The sequence below is a fragment of the Oceanicoccus sagamiensis genome, from assembly GCF_002117105.1.
Lineage (GTDB): Bacteria > Pseudomonadota > Gammaproteobacteria > Pseudomonadales > Dasaniaceae > Oceanicoccus > Oceanicoccus sagamiensis.
The window spans coordinates 4,300,791-4,318,208 of the sequence record NZ_CP019343.1 but is presented as its reverse complement, the minus strand read 5'-3'; the positions used below and the strand labels follow the sequence as shown (position 1 = coordinate 4,318,208).

At 47.5% G+C, this 17,418-nt stretch carries 20 protein-coding genes; 15 read left to right on the top strand and 5 right to left on the bottom strand.

Annotated features, from left to right (window positions below; translation table 11 throughout):
- Positions 1–7 precede the first annotated feature (7 nt).
- The gene (locus BST96_RS19645) at positions 8–868 is read right to left on the bottom strand and encodes a DMT family transporter (RefSeq protein ID WP_085760320.1); all 861 of its coding nucleotides are present in this window, start codon (positions 866–868) and stop codon (positions 8–10) included.
- Positions 869–1,030: 162 nt separating this feature from the next.
- Here BST96_RS19645 and htpG point away from each other — a divergent pair, with 162 nt between their 5' ends.
- The 5 genes from htpG to putP all read left to right on the top strand — a co-directional run bounded on the left by htpG (position 1,031) and on the right by putP (position 6,939).
- On the top strand, positions 1,031–2,959 hold the full coding sequence (gene htpG, locus BST96_RS19640; protein ID WP_085760319.1) for a molecular chaperone HtpG: 1,929 nt from the start codon (positions 1,031–1,033) through the stop codon (positions 2,957–2,959).
- Positions 2,960–3,059: 100 nt separating this feature from the next.
- Positions 3,060–4,076: an NAD(P)H-dependent glycerol-3-phosphate dehydrogenase gene (locus BST96_RS19635; protein ID WP_085760318.1), complete on the top strand. Its 1,017-nt coding sequence runs from the start codon at positions 3,060–3,062 to the stop codon at positions 4,074–4,076.
- Between the two features lie 9 nt (positions 4,077–4,085).
- The gene (sixA, locus tag BST96_RS19630) at positions 4,086–4,565 is read left to right on the top strand and encodes a phosphohistidine phosphatase SixA (protein WP_085760317.1); all 480 of its coding nucleotides are present in this window, start codon (positions 4,086–4,088) and stop codon (positions 4,563–4,565) included.
- Entirely contained in the window at positions 4,565–5,416 is an 852-nt protein-coding gene (locus BST96_RS19625) for an alpha/beta fold hydrolase (protein WP_085760316.1), read from the top strand. Before sixA ends, BST96_RS19625 begins: the two co-directional genes overlap by 1 nt.
- Before the next feature lie 29 nt (positions 5,417–5,445).
- Positions 5,446–6,939: a sodium/proline symporter PutP gene (gene putP / locus BST96_RS19620; RefSeq protein ID WP_085760315.1), complete on the top strand. Its 1,494-nt coding sequence runs from the start codon at positions 5,446–5,448 to the stop codon at positions 6,937–6,939.
- A gap of 3 nt (positions 6,940–6,942) precedes the next feature.
- Here putP and folE read toward each other — a convergent pair whose 3' ends face one another.
- Positions 6,943–7,488, bottom strand: coding sequence for a GTP cyclohydrolase I FolE (gene folE, locus BST96_RS19615; protein WP_206045480.1), 546 nt, complete (start codon positions 7,486–7,488; stop codon positions 6,943–6,945).
- A 234-nt stretch (positions 7,489–7,722) separates the two neighbouring features.
- On the opposite strand from folE, the gene prmB reads away from it, so the two are divergent.
- From prmB to BST96_RS19575, 8 genes are all read left to right on the top strand, one after another.
- Positions 7,723–8,628: a 50S ribosomal protein L3 N(5)-glutamine methyltransferase gene (gene prmB / locus BST96_RS19610; RefSeq protein WP_085760313.1), complete on the top strand. Its 906-nt coding sequence runs from the start codon at positions 7,723–7,725 to the stop codon at positions 8,626–8,628.
- A 133-nt stretch (positions 8,629–8,761) separates the two neighbouring features.
- On the top strand, positions 8,762–9,859 hold the full coding sequence (aroC, locus tag BST96_RS19605) for a chorismate synthase (RefSeq protein WP_085760312.1): 1,098 nt from the start codon (positions 8,762–8,764) through the stop codon (positions 9,857–9,859).
- Positions 9,860–9,873: 14 nt separating this feature from the next.
- Positions 9,874–11,061 carry an MFS transporter gene (locus BST96_RS19600; protein WP_085760311.1) on the top strand — a complete coding sequence of 396 codons (1,188 nt, stop codon included), beginning with the start codon at positions 9,874–9,876 and terminating at the stop codon, positions 11,059–11,061.
- 55 nt (positions 11,062–11,116) lie between these two features.
- Positions 11,117–11,611, top strand: coding sequence for a cyclic pyranopterin monophosphate synthase MoaC (moaC, locus tag BST96_RS19595; protein WP_085760310.1), 495 nt, complete (start codon positions 11,117–11,119; stop codon positions 11,609–11,611).
- Positions 11,612–11,615: 4 nt separating this feature from the next.
- On the top strand, positions 11,616–11,870 hold the full coding sequence (gene moaD, locus BST96_RS19590; RefSeq protein WP_085760309.1) for a molybdopterin converting factor subunit 1: 255 nt from the start codon (positions 11,616–11,618) through the stop codon (positions 11,868–11,870).
- 1 nt (position 11,871) lies between these two features.
- Positions 11,872–12,336, top strand: coding sequence for a molybdopterin synthase catalytic subunit MoaE (moaE, locus tag BST96_RS19585; RefSeq protein ID WP_085760308.1), 465 nt, complete (start codon positions 11,872–11,874; stop codon positions 12,334–12,336).
- Positions 12,337–12,541: 205 nt separating this feature from the next.
- Positions 12,542–13,018 (top strand): flavin reductase family protein, encoded by a 477-nt coding sequence (locus BST96_RS19580; protein WP_085760307.1) that lies wholly within the window; start codon positions 12,542–12,544, stop codon positions 13,016–13,018.
- 8 nt (positions 13,019–13,026) lie between these two features.
- Positions 13,027–13,578 carry an NUDIX hydrolase gene (locus tag BST96_RS19575; RefSeq protein ID WP_085760306.1) on the top strand — a complete coding sequence of 184 codons (552 nt, stop codon included), beginning with the start codon at positions 13,027–13,029 and terminating at the stop codon, positions 13,576–13,578.
- Between the two features lie 31 nt (positions 13,579–13,609).
- On the opposite strand, the gene BST96_RS19570 is transcribed toward BST96_RS19575, so the two are convergent.
- Positions 13,610–13,978, bottom strand: coding sequence for a hypothetical protein (locus BST96_RS19570; protein WP_085760305.1), 369 nt, complete (start codon positions 13,976–13,978; stop codon positions 13,610–13,612).
- 72 nt (positions 13,979–14,050) lie between these two features.
- Positions 14,051–14,476 (bottom strand): tetratricopeptide repeat protein, encoded by a 426-nt coding sequence (locus BST96_RS19565; RefSeq protein ID WP_085760304.1) that lies wholly within the window; start codon positions 14,474–14,476, stop codon positions 14,051–14,053.
- Between the two features lie 145 nt (positions 14,477–14,621).
- Here BST96_RS19565 and BST96_RS19560 point away from each other — a divergent pair, with 145 nt between their 5' ends.
- Entirely contained in the window at positions 14,622–16,037 is a 1,416-nt protein-coding gene (locus BST96_RS19560) for a DNA recombination protein RmuC (protein WP_240554854.1), read from the top strand.
- A gap of 48 nt (positions 16,038–16,085) precedes the next feature.
- Entirely contained in the window at positions 16,086–16,559 is a 474-nt protein-coding gene (gene bcp, locus BST96_RS19555; RefSeq protein WP_085760303.1) for a thioredoxin-dependent thiol peroxidase, read from the top strand.
- A gap of 47 nt (positions 16,560–16,606) precedes the next feature.
- Here bcp and BST96_RS19550 read toward each other — a convergent pair whose 3' ends face one another.
- Positions 16,607–17,413: a type 2 periplasmic-binding domain-containing protein gene (locus BST96_RS19550; RefSeq protein WP_157118022.1), complete on the bottom strand. Its 807-nt coding sequence runs from the start codon at positions 17,411–17,413 to the stop codon at positions 16,607–16,609.
- Positions 17,414–17,418 lie beyond the last annotated feature (5 nt).

The following is a 17,418-nucleotide window of genomic DNA, read 5'->3' as shown; positions in this document are numbered from 1 at the left end:
GTAAATATCAGGTGGATTGATTTTGTCGTAATACTAAAAGGCCGCCGCTAACGACCAGCAATATACCAAGGATCGTAATCATACTCGGAATATGCCCCCAAATTAACCACTCAAAGACACCGGCAAAGACCACTGAAAAATAACTGGTAGGGGAGAGGATTGAGGGTTTTACATATTTATAGGCCTTAGTATAAAGGACAAAGGTAAAATACATGGTAATGCCAATATAAATCAGCCAGGGCAAAGCCGCCGGGGGGATCGGCTGGTAATTAAAGGCAAAAAATGGAATCACAAATACCAGCGAGATTAAAAAGTAATAAAACAGAATCTGGCCTTCTGATTCTTTCTGCGAGAGTACGCGGGTATAGACCATCGACAGGGACAGTCCCAGACCGGATGCCAGCCCCAGTAAATGCCACCAGCTAGCGCCGCTTTGGCCGGGCTGTAACATCACGGCAACGCCAATAAAGCCAATCATCAAGGGTAGCCAGCGGGATTTTGGGATCTTTATGCTAAAGGCGATAAACAACACCATGGGCACCATCAATGGTGCGGTATTACGGAGCATCGAGGCATCGACTAGCGGAATATACTTTAGGGCGAAATAGAAGGCATAGAAGGCCAGACAGCCGCTTACGCCTCTAATAATATGGTGCGAGAGGTAGTCCGTCTTAAGGGCACTAACCCCCTTGCGCAGCAGCCAGGGCAGGGTGCAGATAAAGCAGATCAGGTACTGGAAGAGTACAATAGTGGCGATATCGACCTGATCGGTTAAATGCTTGCCTACGGCCGATACCGAGCTGCCCAGAAAGACCGTTAATACCCCTAAGGCGATGCCTTTGACTAAATTTTGTTCAGGGCTTTGCATGGGCCGATATCGCAGTAAAAAAGAGCGGCAATTGTACCCAGACAGAGCAGAAAAAGCCCTTGAAATGTCATAGTCAGCCCCCATATCCCGTATATCTTTTAGGCCTATTGAAAAAATAGGCATTCCAACGTCCAAAAAAGCATTTTCAGGAGCTTGTTTACGATGACTACAGCAACGGATAAAGAAACCTTAGGCTTCCAGACAGAAGCCAAGCAACTGCTGCAACTGATGATCCACTCTCTTTATAGTAATAAAGAGATCTTTCTGCGTGAGCTGATCTCCAACGCCTCGGATGCCGCCGATAAGCTGCGTTTTGAAGCCTTATCAGATGGCACCCTCTATGAAGATGACCCTGAGCTAAGAATCGCTATCGATTTTGATAAAGAAGCCAAAACCATCACCATTGCCGATAACGGTATTGGTATGTCCAAAGAAGATGTGATTAACCATCTGGGTACTATCGCCAAGTCTGGCACCGCAGAGTTTATGAGCAAGCTAAGCGGCGACCAGCAGAAGGACTCACAACTTATTGGTCAGTTTGGTGTGGGCTTTTACTCTGCCTTTATCGTCGCTGACCGAGTAGAAGTTAAAACCCGTCGCGCCGGTTTAGATAAGTCTGAAGGTGTGCACTGGGAGTCAGAAGGTGAAGCGGAATTTAGTGTAGAGAGCATTGAGAAAGAAGGCCGCGGTACCACCATTATCCTGCACCTGAGAGAAGATAGCGCTGACTTTGCTGACGATTTCCGTATTCGCTCTGTGGTAAAAAAATACTCCGATCATATTTCACTGCCAGTGATGATGGAAAAGCAAATCACCCCTGAATATGACGAAGAGGGCAATGAAAAGCCCGTTGAAGAAAATCTTGAGCCAGAGTTTGAAGCCATCAATGATGCCACTGCACTATGGACCCGCTCTCGCAGTGAGGTTGAAGACGACGAATACAAAGAATTCTACAAGCATGTATCACATGATTTTCAGGACCCATTAACCTGGAGCCATAATAAAGTTGAAGGCAAGCTGGAATACAATAGCTTATTGTATGTCCCTGCTAAAGCGCCCTTCGATATGTGGAACCGCGATGCGACCAGAGGCTTAAAACTCTATGTACAGCGCACCTTTATTATGGATGATGCCGAGCAGTTTTTGCCACTATACCTGCGCTTTATTAAGGGTGTAGTTGATTCCAACGATCTATCCCTAAACGTATCCCGTGAAATCTTGCAGCAAGACCCTGCTGTTGATTCGATGAAAAGCGCCTTAACCAAACGCGTTTTGGATATGCTGTCTAAAATGGCGAAGAAAGATGCTGAGCAGTATCAGGCATTTTGGGACGAGTTTGGTCAGGTATTAAAAGAAGGCCCAGCGGAAGATTTTTCCAACAAAGAAAAAATTGCCAAGCTATTCCGCTTTGCCTCTACGCATAGTAATAGTGAAGTCCAAGACCAGTCACTGGAAGACTATGTTAGCCGCATGAAAGAAGGCCAGGAAAAAATCTACTATGTAGCGGCCGAAAACTACACCACCGGTAGCAACAGTCCTCACCTTGAAGTATTCCGCAAAAAAGGTATCGAAGTACTGGTATTATTTGATCGCGTCGATGAGTGGCTAATGGGCCATATGATGGACTTTGACGGCAAAGGTTTCCAGGATGTGGGCAAGGGCGAACTGGACCTTGGCGAGCTGGAAGATGAAGCCGACAAGCAAGAGAAAGAAAAACTCGAAAGCGAAAATAAAGATTTGGTTGAGCGCGTTAAAACCGTACTGGAAGCCAAGGTGGAAGAAGTACGTGTTACCAACCGTTTAACCGATTCGCCAGCCTGTCTGGTGGTTAACGATGGTGATATGGGTGCCCAGATGCGCCGTATTCTGGAGCAGGCAGGGCAGGCTATGCCGGAAAGCAAGCCGATTCTGGAACTGAACCCTGAGCACTCACTGGTACAGAAGTTGGATCAGGAAAGTGATGAAGATCGCTTCTCGGATTTGGTTGAAATTCTGTTTGACCAGTCAACCCTGGCAGAAGGTGGGCAATTAGATGACCCTGCTGCTTATGTTCACCGTTTAAACAAGCTGCTGCTTGAGTTAAGCCAGTAAAAGTACCTTGCAGGCTGGATTAGCATAATCCAGCCTGCACTATGCTACAATTTTGGCCCGTTAAAATCGTTTAACACCACTATAATCATAAGGCCGCACTATGACCCAGCGTCACCAAATCGCCGTTCTCGGTGGAGGCAGTTTTGGCACGGTTATCGCCAATATAATGGCGGAGAATAACCATGATGTCTGCCTGTGGTTACGCAACTCGGAACGCGCTGATGAAATCAACCGTGACCATATTAATAGCGCTTACCTGCCAGATTACCCCCTAAATACCAACCTAAAAGCCAGTACCGATTTGGCCGAGTCTATTACCGGTTGCGATATTGTCTTTATGGCCGTTCCCAGCTCTTCTTCCCGTGATGTTGCGGCGGAAGTTGCTCATCATATTAACGACAATGCCATTGTGGTTAGCACCACCAAAGGTATTGAGCACGACGGCTTTAAATTAATGAGTGAAGTACTGGCCGAAGAATTACCCAAGGCTCGTATTGGTGTATTGAGTGGGCCAAACCTGGCCAAAGAAATTGCCGCGCAACAAATTGCTGCCACCGTAATAGCCAGTAAAGATGAAGAGCTTAATGAAATTATTCAGGCCTTGCTGCACTGCGGTAACTTTCGAGTTTATGCCAGCTCAGATGTATTTGGTGTTGAGTTGGGTGGGGCGTTAAAAAATGTCTATGCCATTATGGCGGGTATGGCTGCTGCACTGGGTATAGGCCAAAATACCATTAGTATGCTGATGACTCGAAGCCTTGCAGAAATGAGTCGCTTTGCCGTACAAAAAGGCGCAGACCCAATGACCTTTTTAGGTTTGTCGGGAGTAGGGGACTTAATCGCTACCTGCTCATCTCCTTTAAGCCGCAACTACCGAGTGGGTTATGAGTTGGGTCATGGTAAAAACCTGGATGAAATTGTCGCCGAGCTAGGGCAGGTTGCCGAAGGCGTCAATACCTTAAAACTGCTTAAACAGCAGGCTGAAGAGTTGGGTGTTTATATGCCATTGGTTAATGGCCTCTACGATATTATCTATACCCCCAAAAGCATTAACGATGTGGTGGGCACGCTGATGTTTGCCGAGCAAAGCCGCGATGTTGAGTTTACCGTTAAATAATAGGCTGTTATGAATATAGTTATACTACGTCATGGTGAAGCAGAAATTTATGCGGACAGCGACGCGCAAAGAAATCTTACCGACTATGGCCGCGAGCAGGCCCAGGCCGCAGGTGTCTGTCTAAAGGCATTGGCGTTGGATTTTAAGCAGGTTTGGGTCAGTCCTTATATTCGAGCACAGCAAACGGCGGACGGTGTGTTATCGGCGCTGGGAGATATTCCGCGTGAAACGGTAGACGCTTTAATCCCGGAAAGTTCACCCATAAATTTGGTGGATACCTTATCCACCTATAGTGGTGGCGATTTATTAATTGTCAGTCACCAGCCATTAGTTAGCGCCTTGGTAGGGCTGTTAGAAAACGCTGACCATCGTTCTGGCCCTCCGATGTCGCCGGCCAGTATGGCCATGCTGACAGCGGATACTCTATTAGCCGGTTGCTGCCAGCTACAGTGGCTGCGTCATGCGCCAAATTTTGAAGCGACTGTATAATGTCGGCAGTTGAGCGCACTTTTACCGTTAATGGCTATCAGCTAGCGGCCAAAGAATGGAATAAGGGTGCTGAATTAAAAGTGATAGCCAGCCATGGCTGGTTAGATAATGCCGCCAGTTTTGATGCCTTGGCGCCCTTGCTAGGCCGCTGCCATATTCTTGCCCTGGATATGCCAGGTCATGGTTTAAGTGATCATAAATCCCCCCAGGCCAGCTACAATATTTGGGATGACTTATTAGATATTTTGGCCATTGCCGATGATATGGAGTGGCAGACATTTAACCTGTTAGGTCACTCCCGCGGCGCCATTATTAGTTTAATGTTGTCGGCCGCAATGCCAGAGCGGATTCAGGCCTTAGTGATGCTTGATGCAGTACTGCCACTGCCCGTTGATATTGCCGAAACTCCCAAGCAACTGAATAAATTTTTAGTTGAGCGTCGCAGAGCTTTACATAAAAAACTCCCCCGTTATGCATCGATTGATGAAGCGGTAGCCGCGCGATGCAAAGCCGCCAATATGAATCAGCAAAGTGCTCGCACCATTGTTGAACGTGGTTTAGTGGCTAGAGATGGTAGCTACCACTGGACTACCGATGTGCGCTTAACCACTGCCTCAGCCTTTAAAATGACAGCCGAGCATAATAAAGCCTTAGTTGAGTCCATCACCACACCCAATCTATTATTATTAGCCGAGGGCGGTTTGGGGGCGAGAAAAGAATTTATTAATATTGCCGAAAGCTACGGCACATTACATTGCCAAACGCTGCCCGGCAGTCATCATTTTCATATGGAAGAGCAGGCCGGAGATATTGCGGCCATCGTTGAGACATTTTTCTTACAACAAAAATAGCAGTAAAAAATAGAGGCAAATAGACCATCATGGAATTGGGCTCAGTCATCTCATTATCACTGTATTTTATAATTATGTTGGGCATTGGCCTCTATGCCTATAAAGCCTCTGCAACAGGTGTTTCTGCTTATTTATTAGGCGGCCGTAAACTCGGTCCTGCTGTTACCGCTCTATCCGCCGGCGCTTCTGATATGAGCGGCTGGATGGTAATGGGCTTGCCCGGTGCATTGTATTTGGGTGGTTTAAGTAATGCCTGGATTGGTGTGGGCCTGGTGATGGGGGCCTATATTAACTATCTGCTGGTTGCGGGCAGGCTAAGAGCCTATACCGAAATTGCCAATGATTCGATTACCTTGCCCAATTTTTTTGAAAACCGTTTTGAAGATAGTACGCGATTGTTACGTATTATTTCTTCTGTCGTCATTATTATCTTTTTTACGGTATATACCTCTTCCGGCATTGTGGGCGGCGGCAAGCTGTTTGAAAATGTTTTTAATGCCAACTACGAGTATGGTCTTTATATCACCGCCAGCGTCGTGGTTATTTATACTTTATTTGGTGGTTTTTTGGCGGTAAGCATGACGGACTTTGTTCAGGGCTGCATTATGTTTGTCGCTTTGGTGTTGGTGCCACTGGTTGCCTTAGGGGAGGTCGGTGGTGTTGAACCGCTAATATCAACTGTTAAAGCGATTGATGCTTCGCGTCTGGATATGGTGGCCGGAACCTCCGTGCTCGCTATTATTTCATCCCTGGCCTGGGGTTTAGGTTATTTTGGCCAGCCGCATATTCTGGTGCGCTTTATGGCCATCCGTTCACTGCAAGACCTTAAAGTTGCCCGTCGTATTGGTATGAGTTGGATGATTGTCTCGCTGCTTGGGGCTATGGCTACCGGTTTTGTCGGTATCGCCTATGTGGCTAAAACCGGTGTAGCGCTAAATGATGCCGAGACAATTTTTATTTTACTGGCACAGCTGTTATTTCACCCTTTGATCGCCGGGTTTTTATTGGCGGCGGTACTGGCGGCGATTATGAGTACCATTTCATCGCAATTACTGGTGACTTCCAGTTCTTTAACTGAAGATATTTATAAAGCGTTTTTAAACAAAGAAGCCTCGCAAAAAGAACGGGTAATGGTGGGCCGGGCCTGTGTGGTGATTGTTGCCTTGGTGGCGATTGCCATGGCCTATAACCGGGATAGTTCTATTTTGCAGATAGTCAGCAATGCCTGGGCGGGTTTTGGTGCGGCCTTTGGCCCCATGATTATTCTTAGCCTGTATTGGCAGCGGATGACGGCAGCGGGAGCACTGGCAGGTATTGTAGTAGGGGCGGTAACGGTTCTATTTTGGATTTATGCGCCGATCACCGTTAATGGGCAATCATTAAGCCAGCTGGTTTATGAGATTGTGCCGGGCTTTATACTGAGTACCGTGGCCATTATTGGGGTTAGCAAAATAAGCAAGCCTCCATCGGCAACGATTAAGGAGGCTTTTAATCAGATGGAGGCAGTGGTAGCGAAGGGTTAAGCGCTAGCGGGGATTGACCAGTGATAAAAACTCAGCGCGGGTTTTATCATTATCCCGGAATGAACCCATTAAAGAGGATGTTCTCATTACCGAGTTTTGTTTTTCAACGCCGCGCATCATCATACACATATGCTTGGCTTCGATAATCACACCTACACCGGCGGCGCCGGTCACATCCATAATGGCTCGGCCAATCTGCGAGGTCAGGCTTTCTTGAATTTGTAGACGGCGGGCATACATATCCACAATACGGGCGATTTTAGACAGCCCCACCACCTTACCATTGGGGATATAAGCCACATGGCATTTGCCAATAAAGGGCAGCATATGGTGCTCACACATGGAGTAAAGTTCGATATCAGAAACCAGCACCATTTCATTGGCATCGGATTCAAATAAAGCGCCGTTAACAATTTCTTCAACGGTTTGATCATACCCCTTGGTTAAAAACTGCATTGCCTTGGCGGCACGCTTTGGGGTGTCCAATAGACCATCCCGTTGCCGGTCTTCACCTACACCATCAATGATTTGCTCAAAGGCGGTGATCATATTTTCCAGTGAATCTTCAGGGTTGGCAGTGTCTTTGGCGTTCTTGATAGGTTGGCCCACATTGGCTCCAAGCAGTAGTGATAAGATTGGAATAGTAACAACCGCTCCGGTTAAAAGAAAGTCTGCGGCGGTGATTTAATTATTGCTGATAACAGGTAAACTGTTTGTTTTCAGAGGCTTAGTGCCTTACAGGGAGCAAGCCTCTGCTCCGGGAAATATCTCAATAGGTTAGTTATGGAATCCAATGCAGCACTGGCGCAACAGTTGACGACTCTTCGGGATTATATCCGTTGGGCCCTGTCCCGTTTTACCAAGGCAGATATCTACTTTGGCCATGGTACCGATAACGCCACCGATGAAGCCCTGCGGCTGGTGTTATTTAGTGTGGGCATACCTTTGGGTGAGCAGGCTGACTGGCTGGATGCAACACTGACCCAGCAGGAGCGGCTAGCGGTGCTGGCGTTAATAGACCAGCGTGTTGAGCAGCGTATCCCCTTGCCGTATTTGCTGGGTGAAGCCTGGTTTGCCGGGTTGCCATTTAAGGTGGATAGCCGAGTGCTGATCCCGCGCTCGCCGGTGGCCGAGCTTATTCAACAGGGTTTTGAACCCTGGTTACCTTATCAGTCAGTAGACCGCATTCTGGACCTATGTACAGGTGGTGGTTGTATTGGTATTGCCTGTGCGCATTATTTTGAAGAGGCCAGTGTTGATTTGGCGGACCTGTCCCCAGAAGCTCTGGAGGTAGCGAATGAGAATATTGCTCGCTACGAGCTTAATCATAGGGTGAGAGCCATTCAATCCGACCTGTTTAACGGCCTGTCAGGGCAGCAATACCAGCTGATTGTTAGCAACCCACCTTATGTGGATAGCGAGGATTTGGCTGATATGCCCCCGGAGTATCAGCATGAGCCGGCTATAGCGCTGGGATCTGGTGATGATGGTCTGGATATTACCCGCCGTATTCTCAATGAGGCCGCCAGCTATTTAACTGAAGACGGGGTGTTGGTGGTTGAAGTGGGTAATAGTGGTATTGCCCTTGAGAAAGCATTTCCCGGCGTGCCATTTACCTGGATAGAGTTTGAACAGGGTGGCCATGGCGTTTTTGTCTTTACCAAAGCCGAGCTGCTACAGTACTGGTAGGGTGGATTACAATCCACCAGAGCGTCATTGGGTATAAATGGTGGATTATAATCCACCCTACCTCTGACGAATTGCTGTGAATAACGTATAATCGCCGGCTGTTTACACACTAAATACACTATTGGGACCCTTCATGTCAGGAAATACCATCGGCAAGCTCTTTACTGTCACCAGCTTTGGCGAAAGCCACGGTAAAGCCCTGGGCGCTATCGTTGATGGCTGCCCTCCGGGTTTGGCTATTACCGAAGAAGACCTGCAGGTCGACCTTGATCGACGCAAACCGGGTACCTCCAAATTTACCACCCAGCGTCGTGAAGGGGATGAAGTAAAAATCCTGTCCGGGGTATTTGAAGGTAAAACCACCGGCACATCTATTGGCCTGTTAATTGAAAATACCGACCAGCGTTCCAAAGACTATTCCAAAATTAAAGACCGTTTCCGCCCCATGCATGCGGACTACACCTATGCCCATAAATACGGTGACCGCGACTACCGCGGTGGTGGTCGCTCCTCTGCCCGTGAAACCGCTATGCGGGTTGCCGCAGGTGCTATTGCCAAAAAATATTTACAGCAGCAGGGCATAGAGGTGCGCGGTTATCTATCTCAGTTGGGCCCCATCAAAGCTGAAAAATTGGATTGGGATGTGGTAGAAACCAACCCTTTCTTCTGCCCGGATGCGGACAAAGTGCCGGAAATGGAAACCTATATGAATGCCCTGCGTAAAAGTGGCGATTCGGTAGGCGCAAAAATTACGGTAGTTGCTACCGGTATGCCGCCGGGTTTAGGTGAGCCAGTGTTTGATCGTCTGGATGCAGATATTGCCCATGCTCTAATGGGGATCAATGCCGTTAAAGGTGTAGAAATTGGCGCTGGCTTTGATTGTGTGGATGCCGTGGGCAGTGAGCACCGTGATGAAATTACCCCTCAGGGCTTTACCTCCAATAACGCGGGAGGCGTACTGGGTGGTATTTCCAGTGGTCAGGATATTGTTGCCCATATGGCGCTAAAGCCAACCTCCAGCGTTTTGATTCCCGGAGAAACTATTGATATTGACGGCAACTCAACCGAGGTGATTACTACCGGTCGCCACGACCCCTGTGTCGGTATTCGCGCCACACCGATTGCCGAAGCGATGCTGGCCATTACCTTAATGGATCACCTGTTACGCCACCGCGGTCAAAATGCCGATGTACAGTGTTCTACCCCGGTTATTCCCGCTAGCGCACCCTAGCGCTAACGCTCGCGATGTTTAGCAGCAGTGCGTCAGTCCCTTACTGGCGCCTTTCCAGTTTTTATTTTTTCTACTTTGCGCTGGTCGGCGCATGGATGCCGTTCTGGCCGCTGTATTTACAAGAAAATGGTTTTAATGCTGCCGATATAGGTTATCTGGCCGGTATTTTAATGGCCACAAAAATTGTCGCGCCCAATATCTGGGGTTGGTTAGCGGATAAAACCGGCCGGCGCATGTCAATTATCCGTGCCGGTTCGCTAATCGCATTAGTGATCTTTTTGGGTTTATTCTGGAATATTGATAGCTTCTGGTGGATGGCCATTATTATTGCCGGTTACAGCTTTTTCTGGAATGCGGTGCTGGCGCAGTTTGAAGTGGTCACCCTGTCCCATTTAGGGACGCGCTATCAGCGCTATAGCCAAATCAGAGTCTGGGGTTCGATTGGTTTTATTATTGCCGTAACTCTGCTCGGTTATAGTTTTGATTATCTGTCTATCTCCTGGTTGCCCTGGGTGATTGTATTTTTATTATTGGGTATTTGGCTAAGCAGCTTAACAGTTAATGAAAAAGAGCCATTACAAACCAGCGATAGTGAGCGACGCTCTTTAAAGTCAGTACTTAAACAACCTGCCGTTATTGCTTTTCTAATTGCCTGTTTTCTATTGCAGGTTTCCCACGGCCCTTATTACACCTTCTTTAGTGTTTACCTTGAAGACCATGGTTACAGCCGCACGGTCACCGGTTTGCTGTGGTCGCTAGGAGTTCTGGCTGAGGTGGTGGTCTTTATCGTGATGCATAAATTGCTGCAACGGTTTAGCCTGCGGCAGATTATGTTTACCAGCTTAATACTGGCGGTGATTCGCTGGTTATTGCTGGGCTTTTATGTCGATGATTGGCTGATTGTTATTATCGCCCAGCTAATGCATGCAGCGACCTTTGGCAGCTACCATGCCTTTGCGGTAGAAATGGTTCGTCGCTTTTTTACCGGCGGCCTTGAAGGGCAGGGCATGGCAATGTACAGCGGCCTCAGTTTTGGTGCCGGGGGTGCTGTAGGGGCGGTTTTAAGTGGCTGGGTCTGGGAGATCAGCCCCCAGATTACCTTTGTCGCTGCCGCAGTGGCTTGTGTACTGGCTACCCTCGTGTCCTGCTGGGTCACCGAACACAGTAGGGTGGATTATAATCCACCATCCCCTCTTCATTAAAAGGTGGATTTTAATCCACCCTACAGGTATAAATTCCTTATTATCAGGAGCATACATGTCACAACTCACCCATATTAATAAATCCGGCCAGGCCGAAATGGTCGACGTTACTGAAAAGTCGGTGACCCAGCGCGAAGCTACCGCTGAAGCTACCATTACCATGCTGCCAGAAACCCTGCAGCTGATTATTGATGGCGGCCATAAAAAAGGCGATGTCTTTGCCGTGGCAAGATTGGCAGGGGTGCAAGCAGCTAAAAAATGCTCTGACCTTATCCCGTTATGCCATCCCTTAATGCTGACCTCTATTAAGCTGGATCTGGAAGCCGATAAAGCCAATAACCGAGTGCTTATTCGTGCTACTTGTAAGCTGGCTGGTCAAACCGGCGTAGAAATGGAAGCCTTAACCGCCGCTTCAGTCGCTGCTCTGACAATTTATGATATGTGTAAAGCGGTCGATAAAGGTATGGCCATTGGTGATATTCGGCTGCTGGAAAAAAGTGGCGGCAAGTCTGGCCACTGGCAAGCGCAATCTGTGAGTGAGGCTGAATAAAGCGATGGTCACTGTATTATTTTTTGCCCGTATTCGTGAGCAGCTAGGGGTTGACCGCCTGTCGATGGCATTGCCTTATCAGCCAATTTCCCTAAGCCAGTTTAAGCAGCATCTCGTCGACAGTCATAACCCGGATTGGTCCAATATTCTTATGGCAGACAATGTTATCAAGGCGGTTAATCAGGACGTTGTTGACGATAACCATAGCTTAACTGAAGGGGATGAAATTGCTTTTTTTCCTCCGGTAACCGGTGGCTAGGATGAGCGCAAATTTCTCAGTCAGTGTGCAACAGCAAGACTTTGATGTCAGTGCCGAACTGGCTTTGCTACGCCAGCAGAGCCACGAGGTGGGTGCCATTGCCAATTTTGTTGGGGTGGTCAGGGATATAAACGACGATCAAAAAGTCGCCACTCTGGAGTTGGAACATTACCCGGGTATGACGGAAAAGAGTATCAGCGATATTATGGCCCAGGCCACTGAACGCTGGCAGCTATTGGGTGGCAGGGTGATTCACCGCATTGGCAAGTTAGCGCCCGGGGACCAGATTGTATTGGTGGCGGTCAGCAGTCAGCACCGTGGCGAAGCCTTTGCGGCCTGTGAGTTTATTATGGATTACCTGAAAACCCGGGCTCCATTCTGGAAAAAAGAACTGACCCCGGATGGTGAGCGCTGGGTGGATGCCCGGGATTCCGATCACTGCGCCGCAGACCGCTGGCGCGAGTAGGGTGGATTATAATCCACCACCAGTCTGGCGCTAAAAGCGGTGGATTATAATCCACCCTACAGGTACTTGATCTTCCCATGCTGGGTTATAAATAGCCCTCGGAAAGTCAATGATCATTCATTTTAAGCGGTTCAAGTGTATAATGCGCCGCTTGTACCTTTCTACAATAAATAACAACTGATACTACAACATACAAGGTAATTCTATGAGTCTTGATAGCCGCGAGTTTCGCAATGCCCTGGGAACATTTGCCACCGGTGTCTGTGTGATCACAGCCAACCCTGAAGGCTATGAGCCTTTTGGTATGACTGTAAATTCTTTTGCCTCAGTGTCATTGGATCCGGCACTGGTACTTTGGAGCTTGCAGAATAATTCTGAATGTCTGCCAGCGTTTGAAAAGGCCGATAAATTTGCCATCAATATTCTGGCGGCTGACCAGTCTGATCTATCAAATCTCTACGCTAAGAAGGGTGACCATGTATTGGCCCCTGAGCACTACCGTATTGGTAAGTCGGGTTCTCCCGTAGTCCGCGGCGTAGTTACCACCTTTGAATGTAATGTCTGGGCCCGTTACCCCGGTGGCGACCATGTTATTTTAGTCGGTGAAGTGACTGATATGGAAAATAACCCCAATAAACAACCTCTGTTGTTTAATGCCGGTCAATACCGCGAATTACGCTAAGGGATTCAATGAAATATTGCAGTGAATGCGGGCAGACCGTCAGCAAAAAAATTCCCGAAGGGGAAGATCGGCTGCGCTATGTCTGTACTAGCTGCGATACTATTCATTATCAAAACCCACGTATTATTGTCGGCACATTACCGGTCTATGGTGAACAGGTCTTACTCTGCCGCCGCGCTATAGAACCCCGTAAAGGTTTCTGGACCTTGCCCGCAGGGTTTATGGAAAATGGCGAAACCACTCTTGAAGGTGCAGTCAGGGAAAGCTGGGAAGAGGCCCGCGCCAATCTTGGCAATGAAAATCTCTACCGTTTATTTGACCTGCCTTATATCAACCAGGTCTATATGTTTTACCGGGCCGATTTGGCCGACCTGAACTTCTCAGCTGGGCCTGAGAGCCTGGATGTTGCGCTATTTGATGAAGCCGATATTCCATGGGATGAAATTGCCTTTCCTGTGGTGGCAGATACTCTGAGAGAGTTTTTTGAAGATAGAAAGCAAGGGGTTTATCCAGTCAGGGTATCCAATACCGAGCCTGTCTGGCATAAAGAGAAGAGTTAGAGCCCTCCTGATTGGAAGGCTCCTAAAACGATTAAGCCAGGGTCTGACGGTCCAGAATATTACGGATTCTTAAAAACTCATCCTGGGCTTCCGGCAAAAACACCAATTTATAAAAATAGCGCTCATTGACCGTATGTTCATTCGGCGTACCCTTTGCCGCTTTATGGGTAGAGTGGGTATAACTCATCTCCAGATGAATCACCTTGGTATTGATCGGTACTTCAAAGTCCAATCCGTCAAGGGTCTTCTTGGCTTTATTCTCTTTGATCGTATAGGTCGAAACCTCGGCAATCAGACCCAGGTTAATCCGAAAATTACTGGTCACAGGGGCAAGGTATTGTATATCCATATCCTTGTGCTGGACGTAAACCTGTGGGCTCTTTTTGACTTCAATAAACATTAACGGACTCCGATAGACATAATGCGTTAGCTCACTATAGTAGCAGATGATGGTGGGCTTGGGAGTCGGGTGCTAATTAAAGTATTTGGGGTCTTGTTTGGCGATTAAATCCTCGCCACCGTGATTTCTGACCAGATCAAACTGCTGGGCAGCTTTTTCCGTTTGGCCCAATTCAAAAAAGCATTGCCCCAGCCGCAGGTGAATGATGGGGTTGCCCATGGCTTTAGGGCAGTGCAGGGCAGACATCAGAGCCTCACGGCCATTGTCATAATCGCCTTTGGTAAAATAAGCATCACCTAAAGCGGTTAGTACCCAGCCAGCTTCCTGCCATTGGGTTTGTGGTTTGGGGATTAAAGTCCAGGCTGAGTAAAAACTGCGGATAGCGCCTTTAATATCGCCGCTATCAAATAGCGTATAACCCTGCTGGCATAGCTCGCGGGTTTTATCGGCAATGGCCTGATCTAATACGACAGGCTCCAGGGCGGTATCATCGGTCATAGTGTGGTTGATATTGGCTTGATAGTAAGGCCTAGTTTACCGATATGTAGCCGAGGCGAAAAGAAATATTAACAGAGTGTTGGTGCTGGCAGCCAAGCAGCCTACAATAGCGCTTCAGGATAAAAAACTACCAATAGGATACTACGTGGAACTCACGTCACCATTAGTTATAGTGTTTATCGCCATTGCCGGTATCGGACTTGGCGCTCTGGTTATGGCCTTGCTGGGCAAAAGCCGTCAGGCTGAATTATTGCAGCAGCACCAGCAGGAGCAACAGCAAGGCCAGCAGCAAGCCGCGGAACTTAAAACCCAGCTATTAGTGCTGGAAAGTCAGGCTGAAGCTAAAGCAGAACAGCTGGGTAAAGCTGAGGCTGAACTCAGTAGCCGGGACCATGCGCTGGCAGCATCGCAGCAGCAACTCTCGGAGCAGGGCGCACAAATGGCGGCTTTGCGCACAGAGTTGCAGCAACAGCGTGAATCCGCCGAGGATAAAATCAAAACCCTTGAAGAAACCCGGCAGCAACTAAGCCGTGAATTTGAGCTGCTGGCCAACCGTATCTTTGACGAGAAAACCGAGCGCTTTAATAAAAATAGCAAATCTACCTTAGATACTGCGCTCACCCCACTGCGGGAGCAGCTAAAAGATTTTAAGCAGAAAGTAGAAGATGTTTACGATAAAGACAGTAAAGAGCGGGTCTCCCTATCCGCTGAATTAGGCCAGTTAAAACAGCTTAACCAACAAATGAGCGCCGATGCGCTTAACCTGACTAATGCCCTTAAAGGTGATAATAAAGCCCAGGGAAACTGGGGTGAGGTGATTCTTGAGCGCGTACTGGAAGAATCTGGGCTGCATAAGGGCAGGGAATATGAAACCCAGGTCAGCCTGAAGGCCGGTGAAGGGCGCACCCAGCAGCCGGATGTGATTGTGCGCTTGCCAGAGAATAAAGACCTGATTATCGATTCCAAGGTTTCGCTGGTTCATTACGAGCGCTACTGCAATGGCGAAGACCACAGCGATCGGGAGCAGGCACTAAAAGACCATATCGCCTCTGTCCGGGCGCATATCAAAGGCTTAAGTATTAAAAACTACGAGGGGCTTGAAGGTTTAAGAACACTGGATTTTGTATTGATTTTTATTCCGATAGAATCCGCTTTTATGGCCGCGTTTGAGCATGATCAGGCGATGTTTAAAGAAGCCTATGAAAAAAATATTATCGTGGTAGGGCCCACCACCTTATTAGCAACCTTAAGAACTATACAAAGTATCTGGCGCTATGAGCGGCAAAATAAAAATGCTGAAGAAATTGCCCGTCAGGCGGGTGCCATGCATGATAAATTTGCCGGTTTTATTACAGATCTCGATAAAATACAAGACCACCTTGAGCGCGCAGGGCAGGCGCATCAAAGTGCTATGAATAAATTAAAAACAGGCAAGGGCAATTTGGTAGGCAGTACCCAACGGCTGGAAAAGCTGGGCGCCAAGGTAAAAAAATCTCTACCTGATTCGGTTAACTTGCTAGAACTGGAAGCAGATACTGAAATAGAAAGTGATCCAGAATAGTTAAGCAGCGTAAGCATTTAATTCTATTATTAAAGAGGAGTTAGTCCCGTGGCACATCCAAAAATCGGTAATATGGCCCCCGCCTTTTCACTGCAAGATCAAGACGGTAATAAAGTCAGCCTAAAAGACTTTAAAGGCAAAAAGAATGTCGTTTTATATTTCTACCCTAAAGCCATGACACCTGGCTGTATTACTCAGGCTTGCGGTATTCGCGATAGCAAAAAAGCCTTTGCGAAGTTGGATACCGTTGTATTAGGCGTAAGCCCCGACCCGGTTAAAAAACTACAGGGCTTTATTGAAAAGAAAGAACTGAATTTCACTCTCTTATCCGATGAAGATCATGCCATCGCCGATAAATACGGTTGCTGGGGTATGAAGAAATTTATGGGTAGAGAGTTTATGGGCCTAATTCGCACCACCTTTATCATTGGTAAGGATGGACGTTTATTAAAGGTGATGGATAAGTTTAAAACCAAAACTCACCATGATGATGTATTAGCTGAGTTGGGTGAGTTGCTATAGCCAAAGCTACTGATATAAAAAGCCAATCATTAATCTGATTGGCTTTTTTATTGCCGGCTTAATTTAATGGACTCTGTGGTTTTAGCCGTTGACTCCGTGCAATCCCGGTCATTTTCGGCAAACCACTGCAATAAATATCTCTGCTCCAAAAAATCTACCAGCCCGGATGTATTAGCTAATTGCATCTCCCTGTCGATTTCCTCCATGCGATCAGCAAAGGGGGAGTTGGTACTCATGGCAAAATAAAAATTTTGTACCGGTTCTTCAATATCATAGCGTTTAAAATATTTTTTACTGAGTAATAATTCGCTGTACCTTAAGGCCATCACATAATCAATTTTTCCGGACTGTATCGCCTTGATCGCCTCTTCCTGAGTGCTAATCAGTTCAAAGGGCAGTTCGTTCCGTTGCAGAAAATTTTGCACGGGACTAAAACGGCTTTTTTTCAGGGACAGAGAGAGGGCTGACCCCTTTAAGTTTTTTAACTCATCCATCGTTGAAATTGTATGCGTTTGAGTAGAATAGAAGGCTGAGATCTTTATGCTGGAGATAGGCGCTTTTGAGTAGATAATCCCGGGGATAGGCTTGATATCGTTAGTGGCTCTGCCATCAATATTCCCAGCTAACATCTGCTGGTCGAACTGGGCCAGAATTTCCGGCTTGAAGGGAGCGGATGGGGTGTATTGATAGTCGATCTCAAGCTGCGTTAGCACTTTGTCTATCAAGTGGGCTACCGAGCCGGTTAAATGGCCGTCGCATTTATCAAACCAGCGATAAGGGGGGCTATAAACATTGATGCCGCCACCCAGAATCATCGTTTCGGTAGCGTATAAAGCCGGTGAATAGGATGCCATAAAGG